The organism is Streptomyces sp. RKAG293, assembly GCF_023701745.1.
GTDB lineage: Bacteria > Actinomycetota > Actinomycetes > Streptomycetales > Streptomycetaceae > Actinacidiphila.
Genome location: NZ_JAJOZB010000001.1, coordinates 4914214 through 4932522, shown reverse-complemented (window position 1 = coordinate 4932522; position 18309 = coordinate 4914214). Strand labels below are relative to the sequence as shown.

General features: G+C 71.5%; 16 protein-coding genes. 3 read left to right on the top strand and 13 right to left on the bottom strand.

The genetic code is table 11. From position 1 onward, the window contains the following. Window positions 1–34: 34 nt before the first annotated feature. From LNW72_RS21960 to LNW72_RS21910, 11 genes are all read right to left on the bottom strand, one after another. Complete coding sequence (locus LNW72_RS21960) at window positions 35–841, bottom strand: DUF3152 domain-containing protein (RefSeq protein WP_250976971.1); 807 nt, start codon at window positions 839–841, stop codon at window positions 35–37. A gap of 405 nt (window positions 842–1246) precedes the next feature. Beyond that, window positions 1247–1660, bottom strand: a complete 414-nt coding sequence (locus tag LNW72_RS21955; protein WP_250976970.1) for a DUF3151 domain-containing protein — start codon at window positions 1658–1660, stop codon at window positions 1247–1249. Between the two features lie 129 nt (window positions 1661–1789). Further along, window positions 1790–2812, bottom strand: coding sequence for a class II fructose-bisphosphate aldolase (fbaA, locus tag LNW72_RS21950; RefSeq protein ID WP_164294589.1), 1023 nt, complete (start codon window positions 2810–2812; stop codon window positions 1790–1792). 205 nt (window positions 2813–3017) lie between these two features. Further along, complete coding sequence (gene pyrE / locus LNW72_RS21945; protein WP_138357064.1) at window positions 3018–3557, bottom strand: orotate phosphoribosyltransferase; 540 nt, start codon at window positions 3555–3557, stop codon at window positions 3018–3020. Window positions 3558–3595: 38 nt separating this feature from the next. Continuing rightward, window positions 3596–4393 carry an aldose 1-epimerase gene (locus LNW72_RS21940; RefSeq protein ID WP_250976969.1) on the bottom strand — a complete coding sequence of 266 codons (798 nt, stop codon included), beginning with the start codon at window positions 4391–4393 and terminating at the stop codon, window positions 3596–3598. A gap of 55 nt (window positions 4394–4448) precedes the next feature. Next, a complete protein-coding gene (locus tag LNW72_RS21935; protein ID WP_250976968.1) occupies window positions 4449–5249 on the bottom strand; it encodes a carbon monoxide dehydrogenase subunit G in 801 nt (266 codons plus the stop codon). A 135-nt stretch (window positions 5250–5384) separates the two neighbouring features. Continuing rightward, entirely contained in the window at window positions 5385–6974 is a 1590-nt protein-coding gene (locus tag LNW72_RS21930; RefSeq protein ID WP_250976967.1) for a polyamine aminopropyltransferase, read from the bottom strand. A 168-nt stretch (window positions 6975–7142) separates the two neighbouring features. Then, window positions 7143–7664 carry a DUF2617 family protein gene (locus LNW72_RS21925; RefSeq protein ID WP_250976966.1) on the bottom strand — a complete coding sequence of 174 codons (522 nt, stop codon included), beginning with the start codon at window positions 7662–7664 and terminating at the stop codon, window positions 7143–7145. A 702-nt stretch (window positions 7665–8366) separates the two neighbouring features. Further along, on the bottom strand, window positions 8367–9533 hold the full coding sequence (locus LNW72_RS21920) for an aminotransferase class I/II-fold pyridoxal phosphate-dependent enzyme (RefSeq protein WP_250976965.1): 1167 nt from the start codon (window positions 9531–9533) through the stop codon (window positions 8367–8369). Window positions 9534–9633: 100 nt separating this feature from the next. Next, window positions 9634–10350 (bottom strand): GAF and ANTAR domain-containing protein, encoded by a 717-nt coding sequence (locus tag LNW72_RS21915; protein ID WP_250976964.1) that lies wholly within the window; start codon window positions 10348–10350, stop codon window positions 9634–9636. 150 nt (window positions 10351–10500) lie between these two features. Next, a complete protein-coding gene (locus tag LNW72_RS21910) occupies window positions 10501–11274 on the bottom strand; it encodes an ANTAR domain-containing protein (protein ID WP_250976963.1) in 774 nt (257 codons plus the stop codon). A 270-nt stretch (window positions 11275–11544) separates the two neighbouring features. Between LNW72_RS21910 and LNW72_RS21905 the strand changes: the two genes are divergently transcribed. After that, window positions 11545–12759, top strand: a complete 1215-nt coding sequence (locus LNW72_RS21905; RefSeq protein WP_250976962.1) for a hypothetical protein — start codon at window positions 11545–11547, stop codon at window positions 12757–12759. A gap of 68 nt (window positions 12760–12827) precedes the next feature. Here the strand turns inward: LNW72_RS21905 and LNW72_RS21900 are convergent, their stop codons facing one another. Then, on the bottom strand, window positions 12828–13379 hold the full coding sequence (locus LNW72_RS21900; RefSeq protein ID WP_138358838.1) for a YbjN domain-containing protein: 552 nt from the start codon (window positions 13377–13379) through the stop codon (window positions 12828–12830). A 92-nt stretch (window positions 13380–13471) separates the two neighbouring features. Further along, a complete protein-coding gene (clpB, locus tag LNW72_RS21895) occupies window positions 13472–16075 on the bottom strand; it encodes an ATP-dependent chaperone ClpB (RefSeq protein WP_250980253.1) in 2604 nt (867 codons plus the stop codon). An 81-nt stretch (window positions 16076–16156) separates the two neighbouring features. On the opposite strand from clpB, the gene LNW72_RS21890 reads away from it, so the two are divergent. Continuing rightward, complete coding sequence (locus LNW72_RS21890) at window positions 16157–16561, top strand: TIGR03618 family F420-dependent PPOX class oxidoreductase (RefSeq protein ID WP_250976961.1); 405 nt, start codon at window positions 16157–16159, stop codon at window positions 16559–16561. A 150-nt stretch (window positions 16562–16711) separates the two neighbouring features. Beyond that, window positions 16712–18307, top strand: coding sequence for an Hsp70 family protein (locus LNW72_RS21885; protein WP_250976960.1), 1596 nt, complete (start codon window positions 16712–16714; stop codon window positions 18305–18307). Window positions 18308–18309: the final 2 nt, after the last annotated feature.

The following is an 18309-nucleotide window of genomic DNA, read 5'->3' as shown; positions in this document are numbered from 1 at the left end:
ATCATCTGTCGAGCGCGGTGATTCGGCAAGGCCTTCAGGTCACGTGCGGGCCGCTGATGTAGCGCCCCTGGCGGTCGTACGGCCAGGCGTTCGGCAGGCAGCCGTCGAGGCCCTTGATCTGCTGCATCATCGCGGGCGCGAGCTTGCCGGGGCCGGGGCAGCCCTCGTGGCCGTGGCCGAGGCTGTGCCCGACCTCATGGTTGATGATCAGGGCGCGGTAGTCGGAGATGGGGCCGGTGAACGTCGGCGAGCCCAGGATCCACCGCCGGAGGTTCACCACCACACCGCCGGGGACCTCGCAGTTCAGCTCGTTCCCGGTGTCCTGGTGGATGGCGGCCAGGCAGAGCGCGTCGGCGGTGTCGGGCGTGGCTATCCGGATGACCAGGTCCGCGCTGCCGGACGACACCTGGCGGAAGCCGTGCTTGCCGTCACGGGTCCAGCTGCGGGGGTCGGCGAGGATCGCCGCCACCTCGTCCACCGCCTGGTCGGCGGAGACCAGGATGCCGTCCTCCACCTGGACCCGGTAGGTGCGGATGACGCCCTTGCCGACCGTGGAGCCGTCGCCCTTGCCCTTGCCCGCCTTGAAGGTGCCGGGCCCCGACTTCGGTACCGGGGTCGACTTGCCGGCGCCCTTCGTCACGCTTGCCGACGCGGAGGCCTTGGGGCTCTTGGGGGCCGCGCTCGGCGGCACGTCCTTCGACGCGGCGGCGGTCGGGGAGGACGCGGCGGCCGGCGCGGTCGGCGCCGACGCGTCCGCGACGTCGTCCGAACCACCGCTCCACCACGCGGCGACACCGCCGACCAGTACGGCCAGCACGGTGAGGGTCAGCAGCAGCCGCACGCGCCGTTGGGCACGCCGACGCCGGCGCGCGGCCTGGCTCCGGCTCCCCCGACGGCTGGGGCCTCGCTGTCGGTCGCCGCCGGCCACCGGTGCGTGATGGGTCAAAGCTCCCCCTGAAGGCGCCACCGGGGTGGCGGCCTCCCCGGCCGCCGACTGCTCCCACGGTGCTCACAGACAATGACGCTCACAATCACACATGGGTTCGGTCCAATGCCAAACCGCATGAATTTTTGTCAGCTTCTGCTGCAGTTCGGGGGCAATCGGCGGCCGGACGGGAGAGGGCCGGATCAGCCCAAGAGGTGGGTGACGTAGGCGAGTTCCCTCACGCGTCACACCACTCGTCCCGCCCGGGGCCCGGTCCGGGGTCCCGTCGCGGCTCTCGTCGCAGGTCCCGTCGCCGGTTCCTCAGCCGAGGGTGTCCGCCGCGGTCGGCGAGCTGTCGCGGAGGAAGGACGAGCAGCGCTCGTACTCCTCCTGCTCGCCGATCGACTGCGCGGCGCGGGCGAGGGCGTGCAGCGCGCGCAGGAAGCCGCGGTTCGGCTCGTGTTCGAACGGCACCGGGCCGTGGCCCTTCCAGCCGGCGCGGCGCAGCGCGTCGAGGCCGCGGTGGTAGCCGGTGCGCGCGTAGGCGTACGACTCGACGACCCGGCCCCCTTCGAAGGCGTCGTCGGCGAGCTGGGCCCAGGCCAGAGAGGAGGCGGGGTACTTGGCGGCCACCTCGGAGGGCGCCGCCCCGGAGGCGAGCAGCTCGCGCGGCTCCGGGTCGTCGGGCAGATGGGTCGGGGGCGGACCCCCGAGAAGGTCTTTGTGAATGGCCATGCGTTCCAGTCTGCCCTGTCCGGGACAGCACGCAGCCCCCTGGGCCGGAACGGCGGACCCAGGGGGCTGCGTGTGGAGCATTACCGCACGGTCGTGCCGTGGAGCGGCACTGCGCGGTGGCGCCGCGAATTACTTGATCTTGTTGCCCGCGGAGCGCAGGTTCTCGGCGGCGACGACGACGCGCGCGGCCATGCCGGCCTCGGCGGACTTGCCCCAGACGCGGGGGTCGTAGACCTTCTTGTTGCCGACCTCGCCGTCGACCTTCAGCACACCGTCGTAGTTGCGGAACATGTGGTCCGCGACCGGCCGGGTGAAGGCGTACTGCAGGTCGGTGTCGATGTTCATCTTGACGACGCCGTTCTCCAGGGCCTCGTTGATCTCCTCGATCGTCGAGCCGGAACCGCCGTGGAAGACGAAGTCGAAGGCGTTGGCCTTGCCGTGCTTCTCGGCGACCGCGACCTGGAGCTCCTTGAGGATCTCCGGGCGCAGGACGACGTTGCCCGGCTTGTAGACGCCGTGCACGTTTCCGAAGGACGCGGCCAGCAGGTAGCGGCCCTTCTCGCCCAGGCCCAGGGCCTCGACGGTACGGAACGCGTCGTCCGGGGTGGTGTAGAGGGAGTCGTTGATCTCGTGCGAGACACCGTCCTCCTCGCCACCGGTCGGGGTGATCTCCACCTCGAGGATGATGTTGGCCTTGACGGCCTGGGCGAGCAGCTCCTGCGCGATGGCGAGGTTGTCGTTGAGGTTCTCCGCCGAGCCGTCCCACATGTGGGACTGGAAGAGCGGCAGGCGGCCCGCGGCGACACGGTCCTGCGAGATCTTGAGCAGCGGACGGACGTACGCGTCCAGCTTGTCCTTGGGGCAGTGGTCGGTGTGCAGCGCGACGGTGACCGGGTACTTCTCGGCCACGATGTGCGCGAACTCCGCCAGCGCGACCGCGCCGGTGACCATGTCCTTGCTGTACTGACCGCCCAGGAACTCCGCGCCACCGGTGGAGATCTGGATGATGCCGTCGCTCTCCGCCTCGGCCAGGCCGCGCAGCGCGGCGTGCAGCGTCTGCGACGAGGTCACGTTGATGGCCGGGTAGGCGAACTTGCCTGCCTTCGCCCGGTCGAGCATCTCGTTGTAGACCTCGGGGGTTGCGATGGGCATTTGTCCGCTCCTCGTGATGTGCGGGTCCTGATACTGCGGTACGACGTCTTTGTCGGCACCATCCTCCCAGAGACCCGCTCGAACACCACCTCGGTGCACACCTCGCATGCGAAGGCCCCCTGGCGGTTCCACGTGGAACATCCAGAGGGCCGGTAGATCCGCAGGTCAGAAGCTCTTTCCCGTGCTTCCCCGGCGCAGCCGGGACTCAGCCGAGGTCGAGGTCGGCCAGCGAGTAGGCGGCGAGATACGGCAGCCCGGCCGCCTCGATCGCCGGGGCGGCGCCGCGCTCCACGATGACGGCGACGGCCACGACCTCGCCGCCGGCCTCGCGCACCGCTTCGACGGCGGTCAGCGGCGAGCCGCCGGTGGTCGAGGTGTCCTCGACGACCAGGACGCGACGGCCCTTGACCTCGGTGCCCTCGATCCGGCGCTGCATGCCGTGGGCCTTGGTCGCCTTGCGGACGACGAAGGCGTCGAGCCGGCGGCCGCGGGCGGCGGCGGCGTGCAGCATCGAGCCGGCCACCGGGTCGGCGCCGAGGGTCAGTCCGCCGACGGCGTCGAAGTCGAGGTCCTTGGTCAGGTCCAGCATCACCTGGCCGGTCAGCGGCGCCGCCTCGCCGTCCAGGGTGATCCGGCGGAGGTCGACGTAGAAGTCGGCCTCCAGCCCGGAGGAGAGGGTCACCTTGCCGTGGACCACGGCCTTGTCCTTGATCTGCTGCAGCAGGGCCTCGCGCACGTCACTCATGGCGTCGAGATTAGCCGCCGCGATCGGCTCGGGCGGAATCAGCCCAGCCGCTCCCAGGACCAGACCGTCGTGATCTCCAGCGGATCGATCGGCGTGACGAGGCGCGGCAGCGTGTTGAGGCCGTTCGGCGGCCCGGACTGCGGCTCGACGCACACGGCCTCGGGCTGCTCGTCGTAGACCACGACCCATTCGGCCGGGCTGGTCACCCGGACCCGCAGCTCGCCGGGCCAGGTCAGCGACACGTCCACACCGTCCGGCATGCCGAAGCAGTCGTCCCACGGTCCGGGCTTCGGCTCGGTCCGCTTGCCCGTCGGCAGGTGGTCGTCGCCGCGCTCCTCCTGCCACGCCGGGCTGAAGTCCACCTCGGCGTCACGGCCGCCCTGCCCGAGGTTCCGCAGGAACCAGGGGTGCCAACCGGCCTGCGCCGGGAACGAGTCGGCGGACGCCTCCACCGACAGGGTCATCCGCAGCTCGTTCTCGCCCAGTTCGAAGGTCTGCGTGACGCGGCCCGGATACGGCCACGGGTCGGCCAGGTCGAAGTAGTACGACGCCGCCGAGTCCGTACCGTCGGGACCGTCGTGCCACGCGGTGTGCCGGCCCGTGCCGTGGATCGCGTGCGGGGGCGCGTCCACCGGCAGCTGGTGGACGATCCCGCCGTTGCGGAACCGGCCGTTCTCGGTCCTGCCGCACCACGGCACCATGATGAACGCGCCGTACCGGTCGCCCTGGCGCAGCAGTTCGGTCCCGCCGACCGTCAGCGAGGCGATACGGCAGCCGTCCTGCGGCACCACGGTCAGTTCGGCGTCGCCCGCCGTCAGTTTCTTCCCAGTCGTCACCGTATGAGCGTAGGGCCTGTCCCTCGATCATGTGTGCCCCGGCGGCCGCCGGGGCCTACCGCCGGCGGCGCAGCACCCGGCCCACCACGACCGCGGAGGCCACCAGGACCGCGGCGGCGGGTGCGGCCCAGCGGAGGGTGGCGGTGGTGGAGGTGGTCGCCGCGGAGGGCGCGGGGGCGTAACGGCCGCGGGGCGGGGCGTGGTCGACCTCCTCCGCGCTGCGGCCGATCATCGTGCGGCGGGCGTGGGCGGCCTCGGCCGGGGGTTCGAGGTCGTCGAGCTCGGCCGCGGTCTCCGGGACCTCGACCTCCACCTCGACCTCGTTCAGGTCCATCTCGACCAGCGCGATCTCCTCGGCCGGGTCCGGTTCCCCGCCCTCGTCGGCCCCGTCGAGGCCGTCGACGACATCGGGTTCCTCGGGCAGTCCGGGGAGCCCGGCCGTCAGTTCCGCGGTGAAGCGGTCGAGCAGCCGGCGGGCCGCGGTCTCGCGGGCGGGGCCGTCGAACGTACCGAGCCGCCCGTCGGCGGTCGCGGTGCCGGTGAAGGACAGCATCGTGCCGGGAACGGCCTGGTCGGCCTCCTCGACGAGCACTCCGAGCGAGAACTTCACGCTGCCGGTGCCGCGGGCCTCCGCGCCCTCGCCCTCGACGGAGAACCCGCCGGCGCGCTCGGTGACGCGGAGCGAGCCGCGGTAGGTGATCGTCGAACCGCCGGCCCGCACGCGCAGCCGGCCGGTGAGAACGTCCCCGCCGGGGTCGGGCTGCCAGCCGGGCAGGCTCGCGGCGACGCGGGCCGGATCGGCGAGTGCCTGCCGAATGGTTTCCGCCAGGACCGGAACGAACACCTCATGCTCCATGCGGGGAGCCTACCGACCGTCGGCCGCCCAGGTCACCGGGTCGCACCGGCCGGACCGGGCGCGGGCCCGAGCCACGCCTCCGGGCCGGACCGGAACCGGCCCCGGCAGCAGGCGCGGAACCGTGCCCCCACCCCCTCACCCCCCCACCCGCGGCCGCATCAGCGTGGAAGGCGCGAGTCCGCTCTCGCGGGAGGCCCAGGCGGCCTCGCGCAGCGACCGCAGGGCCGCCGGGGTCAGTGAGCGCAGCGGTGGCGCGTCCGGGGCGAGGCGCAGCTCCGGCTGGACGCGCGAGGCCAGCACGAAGCCCCAGTCGGTGGGACCGTCACCCGTCCTGCCGGACCAGCGGTCGGGCCCCGACGGGGGCCCGCAGTCCCGCCCGCCGGTCAGATACGGCACGGTGAGCAGCCCGGTGGCCCGCAGCGTCGCGTCGATCGTCCAGTAGGTGTGCCGGGCCGCGCTCGGCGAGCCGGCGTGGACGGCGAGCCGGCCGTCCCGGGCCAGCGCGCGGCCCGCCAGTCCGTAGAACTCCTCGGAGTACAGCTTCGCGCTGCGCGAGATCCCGGGGTCGGGCAGATCGGCGAGGATCACGTCGTACGGCCCCGGGCGGCCGGCCCGGAGCCAGTCGAAGGCGTCGGCGGTGACGGTGTGGACCCGCGGATCGGCGTAGGCGTGCCGGTTGAGGGCGACGAGGTCGGCGTCCGTGCGGGCGAGCCGGACGAGCTCGCCGTCCAGGTCCACGACGGTCACCGACGTGACGTCCGGGTACCGGAGCACCTCGCGCAGGGCGAGGCCGTCGCCGCCGCCGAGGATGAGGACGTGCGAGTGCCGGCCGGCCATCGCCGGGTGCACCAGCGCCTCGTGGTACCGGAACTCGTCGGCTCCGCAGACCCGCAGCCGCCCGTCGAAGAACAGCTGGACGGGGGCGCCGGAGCCCCCGGTGAGGACTATCTCCTGCACATCGGTCTGTTCGGCGACGCGCACATCGCCGCCGTACACCGCGCGCCGCGCGGCCTGTTCGAACGGGCCGGCCGTGAGGGCGGCGCCGCCGAGCACCGCCAGCACGCCGAGGTTGGCGACGAGCAGCCAGTTGCGGGCACTCGGGGTGAGGTCGTTGCGGAACAGCCACAGCACCATCGCGGCGCCGGCGACCGCGTTCACCGCGCCGGTGACCAGCGCGCCGGTGAGCTGGCCGAACGCCGGCAGCAGCAGGAACGGGAAGGCGAGTCCGCCGGCCAGCGCGCCGACGTAGTCCGCGGCGAAGAGATCGGCGACGGCGCCGCTCGCGTCCTGCCGGCGGATCCGCTGGATGAGCGTCATGAGCAGCGGGATCTCGGCGCCGATCAGCACGCCGATGGCGAACGCGCAGCCGATCATCGCCGGACGCGCCATGCCGAACCAGGCGAAGCACGCGTACAGCGCCATCACCGAGAGGCCGCCGACCAGCGCGAGCGCCGCCTCCACACCCGCGAACCCGACGGCCGCGACGCACCGTATCCGCTTGGCGAGCAGGGAGCCGACGCCCATGGCGAAGACCATCACCGAGAGGATGACGGAGGCCTGGGTGACGGAGTCACCGACCAGGTACGAGGCGAGCGCGACGAGTTCGAGCTCGTAGATCAGGCCGCAGGCGGCGCAGACGAAGACGGCGGCGAGGACCAGTGCACGGGCCGGGCCGACCGGTACGGGGAGCCGCACGGCGGACCGGCGGCTTGACTGGTCGATCATGAATGAACGCTATGTCAGGCTTGCGGTCGCATTTGTCACCCACAGGGGTGCATTTTGAGGGCACTTGACGTCACTTGAGGGCGCGATGAGTACCACCACGGCTCGCAAAAGTGCGCTCCGAGCGCTCGCGCCGCAGCGCACTCCGCCCACGGCCCGCCCGCCGTACCGCTACGGAAGGGCACTGACGCGCGACCTGGTCGCCACCAACCGCCCTTCCTGGGGATAGGCGTGCCAGGTGCGCCAGCGGACGCTGCCCTCGCTGTGCTGGACGAGCATCGCGGTGAACGCGTGCGGATCCCCGGGAAACGTTCCCGCGAGACCGTGCGGATGATCCGCGACCAGCGCGAGCAGTTCCTGCGCCCGGCCCGCGAAGGAGCCGCGCGACAACGTCTCGACGCGCGCCGCGAATTCGTAGTCCCATGTGCCGATCCGTTTGGCGACGCCAAAAGGGAGCGGAGTCTGACTTCCCGGGATGCAGGCGACGGTTTCCGAACAACCGCCGGCCTCGGATTCGATGAGTACCTGGTGGGAGGCACCGAGCAGGCGCATCTGCACCTGCACGGGGGGCTGGTCCGCGCCGCTGAGCTGGAGGTCGAGCACGGCGAGCGCGGGCAGCGCTTCCCTGCCCAGGCACCAGGCCAGGTCTCCGGCACGGGTATCGGTGTAAGCGGTCTGGAGAGTGGTGAGCATGGGTCGGCTCCGCAAGCACGCAATGGATGATGGGCCGACCCGCACCTGTTGGTGGATCTGGCGGGAACGTACGTCGGCTCGCGCCCACGTGGGGTCCGGTAGATACGGAATCATGAAACGCCGGGTGCCTTCAGCCTTTTTACCCATCTTCACGCGCTTTACATCCCCAGGAGCGCATATCGGTTCAGGTGTTCACCACAACTGCGCCCGGCGGGTGACAGTTCCACCGGGCGCATATGCGAATGGGCATGGGCCACATGCAATTCCACCGATCAACTGCTGCCGCAGCCGCCGCCTCCTCCGCAGGAGGAACCCCCGCCACACGACGAACCGCCGCCACAGGAATGCCCGCCGCCACAGGAGTGGTGACCGCCTCCGCCGTGGTGGCCGCCCCCGGAGCCGCCCCCGTCCGAGCCGCTGAAGGCCCACCAGCTGCCGCCTCCCGCCGTGGCGCTCGCGCTGCCCGCGCCCGCCCGGCCCCGTCCGCGGCCCCGTCCCTTGCACAGGTTCACCGATCGGCTCCGGCGCTGCAGTTGCACCGCTATGGCGATGATGACCACTACCGCGACCAGACCAATGAGGAATGCACGCATCTTCCCCGCCCCCGTCTTCCTGAGCTGTGATTGTGTTCGTGCGACGGTGATGCCCCCGCCGAATCGGCTCGAAAGCAGAGTTGAGGAAGTCCAGAGGTTCGAAAACTTCTCAGCGGGCCCGCACCAGCTGGTCGACGGCGGTACGTACCGATTCCTCGCGCTTGCAGAAGGAAAATCGGACCAGCCAGGAAGGGGCGTCCTGCCCCTGGTAGAAGGCCGACGTCGGAATGGCGACGACGCCCGCCCGCTCCGGCAGTTCCCGGCAGAACGTGACGCCGTCCGTGTAGCCCCAGGGCCGTACGTCCGCCTGCAGGAAGTACCCGGCCTCCGCGCGGTACGGGCGCAGCCCGGCCCGCTTCAGGCCGTCGCTCAGCAGATCGCGGTTGGTGCGCAGGGTGCCGCGCAGCTCCGCCGCCCACTCCTCGACGGAGCCGAGCATCCGGGCCAGCGCCTCCTGGTACGGGGTGCCGGAGGCGTAGGTGAGGAACTGCTTGACGGAGCCGGCGGCGGCGACGAGCGGCGCGGGTCCGCAGATCCAGCCGATCTTCCAGCCGGTGACGTTGAAGGTCTTGCCCGCCGAGGAGATGATCAGCGTCCGCTCCCGCATGCCGGGCAGCGCCGCGATCGTCCGGTGCGGGGTCTCGTCGTAGACCAGGTGCTCGTACACCTCGTCGGTTACCACGATGAGCGAGTGTTCCCGGCAGACGTCGGCGATCGCGTCGAGTTCCGCGGCCGTGAACACCTTGCCCATCGGGTTGTGCGGGGTGTTGAGCACCAGGACGCGGGTTCTGGGCGTCACGGCGGCGCGCAGCGCGTCGGCGTTCATCACGAAGCCGTCGCCGTCGGCCTCCAGCGGGACGCCGACCAGCGTGGCGCCGCTGAGCCGGGCGGCGGCGGGATAGGCGTCGTAGCAGGGGTCGAAGGCCAGGACCTCGTCCCCGGGGTCGCAGAACGCGAGCAGCGCCGCCGCGATGGCCTCGGTGGCGCCGGTGGTGACCAGCACCTCGCCGTCCGGCCGGTAGTCGAGCCCGTAGCGCCGCAGCTGGTGTTCGGCGACGGCGGTGCGGAGCGCGGGGAAGCCGGTGGCGGGCGGGTACTGGTTGTTGCCCGCGAGCACGGCCTCGGCCACGTCCTTGAGCAGCGTCGCGGGACTGGCCAGCTCCGGCACCCCCTGCCCCAGATTGACGGCCCCGGTCCTTCTGGCCAGCTCCGTCATCTCGGTGAAGATCGACGTTCCGACGCCCCGCACCCGCGCGGCCGGACTCCACTCACCCATGCGTTCCCCATTTCCCTGAGCCAGTTCGCTGGGCCCACCACAGGAGGCTCACGATATGCGGCGGGGGACGGTGGCAGGGGGAGACGGGGTGCGCTGGGGGCTACTCGACCCGGTCCGGCTGGAATCCGCCGTTGACGATGTCGTGAGCGACATCGCTGAGCAGCCGGCGCTGGGTGCGGGCATGGCGGCGCATCGCGTTGAAGGCCTCGTCCACGGTGGTCCCCCAGCGGGCGGCCAGCACGCCCTTGGCCTGTTCGATCGCTATGCGGCTGTGCAGCGCGGTGTGCAGCTGGGCGGTGAGCGCGGCGTGCCGGTGCAGCGTCTGCTGGTGCAGGATGCCGATCGTGGCGGCGTCGGCAAGGGCCTGCGCCAGCCGGACGTCGGCGCTGTCCAGCGGTGTCGCGCCGGCGCGCAGCAGGAGCAGCGAGCCGATCACCTCGCGCCGCAGCCGCAGCGGCAGCGCGCAGACCACGCCGTATCCCGCGCGGCGGGCCTGGCCGGCGAAGCCCGGCCACTGCGGCGTCGAGCGGGAGACGTCGAACGGCCCGACCGGTGATCCGGTGCGGTAGCAGTCCAGCGCGGGGCCCTCGCGCTGGTTCAGCGCCAGCAGATCGGAGAGGTCGGCGCGGTCGTCGGAGGCGGCGGCCGGCTGCAGATCGGCGCCGGGCAGCGCGAGCATGATCGCGGCGGCCGACACCTCCAGCAGCTCCACGCACCGGGTGGACAGCTGATGGAGGAACTCGATGATGTCGAAGTCGTCGATCAGCGTGTCCGCCAACCCGACGAAGGTGTCGGCCAGCCGTTGTTCGCGATCCATGACCGCCTGCCTTTCTGCCGCCGAACGTGGTTCCGAAGCCGTACCGTGCGCCGTCCCGTCCCGCCCAGTCGCGCTCCGCCCCATCCCCGCTCCGCCTCGTCCCCGTTCCGCCCCGGCCCGCTCCGTCCTGTCGCCTTCCCGCCCGGTCCTTCACGATGCCGGGTCGCGCGGCAACCGCAGGCGGTCGCCGATGATGTCCCGGGCGACATCGAGGATGGGGCGGTCCGACGCGTACGCGTGCCCGCGCAGCCGCACCAACGCCTCCGGCAGCGGCACGTCCAGCAGGACGCTGCTGATCCCGGCCGCCTGGTGCACCTCCGCTCGGTGCAGGTCCCCGAACCCGGTCAGGAACCCGCTCCCGAGACCGCCGCCGGTGTTCCCGCCGTTCCCGTCCACGCCGCCCGGGTACCCGGTACCGGCGGTGAGGGCGGCGGGGCCCGTCTCGCGCGGCCCCAGCGCCAGCAGGTAGACGGCCATGGCGTCGGCGATGGTCAGCGCGTCCGCGACGGCCTGCTCGCCCAGCGGTCCCGGCCGCCGCCGGTGGCCCGTCATCCCGCCGCAGCAGATCGCGCCGAGCCGCAGCGGGAAGGCGAAGACCGCCAGCACCCCGGAGTCGACCGCGGCGGGGACGAAGGCGGGCCAGCGCTCCCCGAACGCGCGCTCCAGATCGGACTCCAGGTTCAGCGACCCGTCCCGGGCGGCCTCCACGCTGGGGCCCTCGCCGAGCGTGAACTGCAGATCGTCCAGCCGTGCGCTCCGCTCGTCACTGAACCACAGCAGCTCCGTGCCGTCCGAGGCCACCGAGATCGCGATCCCGTCGACCCCGAGCACCTCGGCGCAGAGCCTGGTCCAGTCACGTGGCGGTCCCTGACCACCACTCAGGACCAGGAACCGGATCAGTTCAGTGACTTTGGAATCCACCATCCGAGCTTCCCGCGAGGAGCCGACGCCCTGCTACCGCGCCCAACGATGTTTTCCCGGCGCCTTATTGCGACACCGTTCGAATCCAGAATGCCCCTGCCCCCCGGGCCGGGCAAGGGCGTCCGCCAAGCGGGTGGAATGCGACTCGGCGTGCGCCGGGGAGCACGTTCCGCTCAGGACGATCACCGCATAGTCGTACCGTCAGACCCGCCACTCCGAGCGGAGCCGGGCGGACCCGACGGCGCCCCGACCGGGCCCGAAAGGAGCGGTACGGTGCACACGGCCGAGCCGGTCTCGTCCAGCCCCCGGACCAACGGGTCGCACCCCGCACCCGACGCGCCGCCCGGCCGGGCCCTCGCCTGGCGCGGCTCGCTGCGCCGGGCCGCCCCCGCCCTGGTCCTCTTCGCCGCCACCCGGCTGGCCGGCGCCGTGCTGGTGACGGCGTGGGCGGTGCACGCCGGACTGCATCCGCGCAGTCTCTTCGGGCAGAGCTGGGACGCGCGCTGGTACGAGCGGATCGCCGAATGGGGCTACGGGACGTTCTTCCCGTCCGCCACCACGCAGGGGATGAGCTTCAGCGACCTGGCGTTCTTCCCGCTCTACCCGGCGCTGATCAGGGCCGGCTCCGCCGTCCTGCCCATCGGCCGGGTCAACACCGGGCTGCTGATCTCCTGGGGCGCGGCCGCCCTGGCCGCCTGGGGGATCTACGCGATCGGCGAGCGGCTGTACGGCCGGCGGGCCGGGATCGCCCTCGTGCTGCTGTGGGGGCTGCTGCCGCACTCCGTCGTGCTGACGATGGCGTACACCGAGCCGCTGCTGACCGCCTGCGCCGCCTGGGCGCTCCACGCACTGCTCACCCGGCGCTGGCTCGCCGCGGGGGTGCTGGCGCTGCTCGCCGGGCTGGCCCGCCCGAACGGCGTCGCGGTGGTGGCGGCCGTCGGCGTGACCGTCGCCGCCGACGCCTGGCGGCGCCGCCGCGAGGGGCTGCCGCAGGAGCGGGCGGCCTGGGCGGCCGCGCTGATCGCGCCGCTGGGCTGGTGCGGGTACATCGGCTGGGTGGGCCTGCAGACGGGCCGGCCGCTGGGGTACTTCGACGTGCAGCGCGGCTGGGGCTCGGAGTTCGACTTCGGCCGCAATTCCGTGGAGTACGTCCGGCATCTGATCCTCGACCGCGACCAGCTCATGAGCTACATGGTCGTCGCCATCGCCGCCGCCGCGCTGGTGCTGCTCGCGCTGGCGCTGCTGGACCGGATCCCGCTGCCGCTCGCGGTCTACGCGGGGGTGCTGGTGCTCATCGCGCTGGGCGGCTCGCACTACTTCGGATCCAAGCCGCGCTTCCTGCTGCCGGCCTTCCCGCTGCTGATCCCGGCCGCCCTGGCACTGGCGAAAGCCCGGCCGCGCACCGCCGCCGTAGCGGTGGCCGCGCTGGCCGGGCTCTCGTTCTTCTACGGGACGTACCTGCTGACGGTCGTCTCCGCGCCGGTCTGATCCGGCGTTTTCGATCCGGCGTCCTGCAACCCAAGATCCACAATCCAAGATCCAAGATCCGGGCTGCGTCAGGCGTCGTCGCCGTTGGTGCCTTCGTCGCCCTTGGCGCCGCCGTCGGCGTCCACGTCCTTCTCGAGTCCGAGGGTCTCCACGACCCACTTGTCGAACTCGATCGAGGCGCGTACCCAGCTGACCGTGCTGGAGACGAAGTGCTCCAGGTTGACGCCCAGGCCGATCAGCATCTGCGCCTCGCCGATCAGACGGACGGAGCCGTCGTCGTGCGTGTGCGTGTAGACCTTCGGCCACAGGGTGCGGCGGTTCCAGTCGTCGATGACCTCGTGCAGCTGCGGCTTGTCATCGACGGTGTACGGCCGGTCGTAAAAGGTCCGGACCGCGAAGATCTGCTGGTCCTCCTCGCCGCGGAACATGAAGTACGCGCGGAATTCCTCCCACGGCGCCGCGAGGTCACCCTCGTCGTCGACGACGAACTTCAGCTCCATCTGTTCGAGCAGCTGCTTGACCAGGTCCTGGTCGGGGATGACCGCGCTGGCGGCGGGGCCGTTCTGCTCGGGGTCCGGCTGGCCCCCGAAATTAGGAATCGAGGACGGATCGATGCTCACCGTGAGTTCCCTTCGTACGGATTCCTTCCATCCTCCCCCATGCGCCGAGGGGTCTGGCAACCCCCGGCGGATCCACGCCGGGGGCGGCCTGGTCAGACCGTCTTGGACAGGGACGGCGCGGGGCCGACGATCAGGCCCTCGCCCGCCCGGTCGACCCGGACGGTGTCGCCGTCGACGACCTCGCCGGACAGGATCGCGCGGGCCAGCGGGTCACCGATCGCGGTCTGCACCAGACGGCGCAGCGGCCGCGCGCCGTACGCCGGGTCGTTGCCCTCGTCGGCGAGCCAGTCCAGGGCGGCGTCGGTGACCTCCAGGACCAGCCGGCGGTCCCGCAGCCGGTCGGCGAGCCGGTCCGTCTGCAGCCGGGCGATGTGCCGCAGCTCCTCCTTGTTCAGCGCGCTGAACACCACGATGTCGTCGAGCCGGTTCAGGAACTCCGGCTTGAAGGACATCCGCACCGTCTCCAGGACGCTCTGCTTCTTCTCCGCGTCGCCGAGCACCGGGTCGACCAGGTACTGGCTGCCCAGGTTCGACGTCAGGATCAGGATCGCGTTGCGGAAGTCGACCGTGCGGCCCTGGCCGTCGGTGAGCCGGCCGTCGTCGAGCACCTGGAGCAGCACGTCGAAGACGTCGTGGTGCGCCTTCTCGACCTCGTCGAGCAGCACCACGCTGTACGGGCGCCGCCGGACGGCCTCGGTGAGCTGGCCGCCCTCCTCGTAGCCGACGTACCCGGGCGGGGCGCCGACGAGCCGGGCGACGGAGTGCTTCTCGCCGTACTCGCTCATGTCGATGCGGACCATGGCGCGCTCGTCGTCGAAGAGGAAGTCCGCCAGCGCCTTGGCCAGCTCGGTCTTGCCGACGCCGGTGGGGCCGAGGAACAGGAACGATCCGGTCGGCCGGTCGGGGTCGGAGATGCCGGAGCGCGAGCGGCGCACCGCGTCGGAGACGGAGCGGACGGCCTCGGTCTGGCCGATGAGCCGGCGGCCCAGCTCGTCCTCCATGCGCAGCAGCTTCTGGGTCTCGCCCTCCAGCAGCCGGCCGGCCGGGATGCCGGTCCAGGCGCCGACGACGTCGGCGATGTCGTCAGGACCGACCTCGTCCTTGACCATGGTGTCCTTGGCGGCGGCCGCCTCGGCCTCGGTGGCCTCGGCCAGCTCGGCCTCCAGCCGCGGCTTCTCGCCGTAGAGCAGCTTGGACGCGGCCTCGAAGTCACCGTCGCGCTGGGCGCGCTCGATGTCGGTGTTCACCTCGTCCAGGCTCTCCTTGATGGCGCCGACGCGGTTCAGGCCCTCCTTCTCCTTCTCCCAGCGGGCGGTCAGGCCGCGCAGCTCCTCCTCCTTGTCGGCGAGGTCCTTGCGCAGCTTCTCCAGCCGCTGGACGGAGGCGGGGTCCGTCTCGTTCTTGAGCGCCATCTCCTCCATGCGCAGCCGGTCGACGGCGCGCTGCAGCTCGTCGATCTCGACGGGCGAGGAGTCGATCTCCATCCGGAGCCGGGAGGCTGCCTCGTCCACCAGGTCGATGGCCTTGTCCGGCAGGAACCGGGAGGTGATGTAGCGGTTCGACAGGGTGGCGGCGGCCACCAGCGCCGAGTCCGCGATCTGCACCTTGTGGTGCGCCTCGTAGCGGCCCTTGAGCCCGCGCAGGATCGCGATGGTGTCCTCGACGGACGGCTCGGCCACCATCACCTGCTGGAAGCGGCGCTCCAGCGCCGGGTCCTTCTCGATGCGCTCGCGGTACTCGTCGAGCGTGGTGGCGCCGACCATCCGCAGCTCGCCGCGGGCCAGCATCGGCTTGAGCATGTTGCCCGCGTCCATGGCGGAGTCGCCGCCGGCGCCCGCGCCGACGACCGTGTGCAGCTCGTCGATGAAGGTGATGACCCGGCCGTCGCTCTCCTTGATCTCGGAGAGCACCGCCTTGAGCCGCTCCTCGAACTCGCCGCGGTACTTGGCGCCCGCGACCATCGCGCCGAGGTCGAGCGAGACCAGCCGCTTGTTGCGCAGCGACTCGGGCACGTCGCCCTTGACGATGCGCTGGGCGAGGCCCTCGACGACGGCGGTCTTGCCGACGCCGGGCTCGCCGATCAGCACCGGGTTGTTCTTGGTGCGGCGGGACAGCACCTGGACGACCCGGCGGATCTCCTGGTCCCGGCCGATCACCGGGTCGAGCTTGCCCTCGCGGGCGGCGGCGGTGAAGTCCGTGCCGTACTTCTCGAGCGCCTTGTAGGTGCCCTCGGGATCCTGGCTGGTCACGCGCTGTCCTCCCCGGGCGGCCTCGAAGGCGTCCAGCAGCTTCTTGGCCGTGGCACCCCGCTGGACGAGCAGCTCGCCGGCCTGGCCGCCCTTGACGGCGATGCCGATGAGCAGGTGCTCGGTCGAGATGTAGTCGTCCCCGAGGTCCTTCGCGCGCTGCGACGCGTCCGCGACGACGGCCAGCAGGTCACGGTTGGCCTGCGGGGGCGCGACCGTGGCGCCCTGGACCACGGGCAGCGCGGCGATCAGCCGCCCGGTGCCCGCGCGCAGCTCCGCGGCGTCGGCGCCGACCGCCGCCAGCAGGTCCACGATGTTCTCGTTGTCGGCTGCACCCAACAGGGCGAGCAGCAGATGTGCGGGGGTGAGGTCCGGGTTCCCGGCGGACACCGCGTGTGCGTTGGCGGTGTTCAGCGCTTCCCGGCTCTTGTTGGTCAGCTCCGCTTCCACGGCCACCTGCAACCTCCTGTCTGATCACTCATTCAAGTTGAGTCTATGCCACTCAACCCTGGAACGGTAGCGTGCATTCCCATGGCCCGAGACCTACGCAACCCCGAATCCGCGTACCTGTCCTTCTGGCGCGAATATCACCTGTGCACCCTCACGACACCACGGCCCGACGGCAGCCCGCATGTCGTCGCGGTCGGCGTGACGTACGACCCGGAGGCCGGCCTCGCCCGGGTGATCACCAACAAGGCGAGCCGCAAGGTCGCGAACGTCCTGGCCGCGGGACCCGACGGCGCCCGGGTGGCCGCGTGCCAGGTCGACAAGGGCCGCTGGGCCACCCTGGAGGGTGTCGCGACGGTCAGCACCGATCCGGAACGCATCGCCGACGCCGTCCGCCGTTACGGTGAGCGCTACGCGCGGACGCCCGCCTTCAACCCCGACCGCGTCGTCATCGAGATCGCGCTGACCCGCGCGATGGGCAGCGCCTGACCCCACCCGCCCCAGGTCCGTCCGCTCTGATCCCACCAGCACCACCAGCCCCTCCCGTCAAGCCCCGATCTCCCAAGGGCCTGGCGGCACTTGTACGTGACACGGCATCATGTCCGGTGCGGTGGAACGGCCGACAACGGGGAGAGTGCTGTGGCGCGTGTCTTGGGGATCGATCTCGGAACGACCTATTCCGCGATGGCGGTGGCCGACGCGTCGGGCGCGGCCACCATCGTCAGGAACCGTGAGGGGGAGAACATCACCCCGTCCGTGGTGATGTTCCAGGGCGACACGGTCGTCGTCGGATCCCAGGCCAAACGCTCCGCGATGACCGCGCCCGACCACGTCATCCAGTTCGCGAAGCGCTACATGGGCGAGCCGAACGCCATCTACACCTCCGAGTCCGGTGTCGCCTACCGGCCCGAGGAGATCTCCGCCCTCGTGCTGAAGCGGCTGCGCGAGGACGCGGAGATGATGCTGGGCGAGGCCGTCGACCAGGTCGTCATCACCGTCCCCGCCTACTTCGACGACGCCAGGCGGCGCGCCACCCAGGACGCCGGCCAGATCGCCGGCTTCGAGGTGCTGCGCATCGTCAACGAGCCCACCGCCGCCGCGCTCGCCTACGGGCTCGACCGCGCGGACGACGGCGAGGAGATCGGCACCGTCCTGGTCTACGACCTCGGCGGCGGCACCTTCGACGTGACCGTGATGCGCGTCGTGGACGGCGACTACGACGTCATCGCCACCGACGGCGACCGCAACCTGGGCGGCTTCGACTGGGACGGCGTCCTCATGGAGCACCTCAACGGGGCGTTCACCGCCGCCGGAGGGCGCGACCTCACCGACGACGGCGCGCTGCTCGCCGAGCTCCGCGACAAGGCCGAGATCGCCAAGCGCACCCTGTCCAACGCCCCGCAGGCCGTCGTCATGCTCTCCGCCGACGGCCGGCACGAGCAGATCCGCATCACCCGTGAGAAGTACGAGGAGCTCAGCGCCGACCTGCTGGACCGCACCCGCATCATCACCGAGGGCGTCCTCACCGACGCCTCGCTCACCTGGGCCGGTATCGACCGGGTGCTGCTCGTCGGCGGTTCGACGCGGATGCCGATGGTCGCGGACCTGGTCAAGCGGCTCTCCGGCAAGGACCCCGAGCGCGGTATCAACCAGGACGAGGTCGTCGCCCTCGGGGCGGCCCTGGTCGGCCTCGACGCCCAGGTGCGCGGCGAGCAGGCCAAGGAGAAGAAGAAGTACATCGGCAGCGGTGCCGTCGTGGAGACGTCGCCCGGCGACGGGCTCGCCCGGCTCACCAAGGGCAAGATCAAGTCCATCAAGGACGTCACCTCGCAGTCCCTCGGCATGGTGGCCACCCACGACCACGACCACTCGCTGCAGTACAACTCGATCATCGTGCCCCGCAACACCTCGGTCCCGACCCGCCGCAGCGACACCTTCCACACGCTCGCCAACCAGCAGACGAAGCTGCGCGTCGCCGTGACCGAGGGCGACGGCGAGGACCTGGACTACGTCAAGGTCGTCGGCGAGAGCACCCTGCAGATCCCGCCGTACCCGGTGGGCGCCCCGTTCGAGGTCTTCTACTCCTACGACGTCGACGGGATCATCCACGTCGAGGTCAAGGACGGCACCAGCGGCAAGTGGCTCGGCGAGTTCGAGGTCGAGCGGCTGGACAACCTCACCTCCCAGGAACTCGACGCGCTCAGCGACCGGGTCGCGCGGATCTCCGCGCTCTGAAC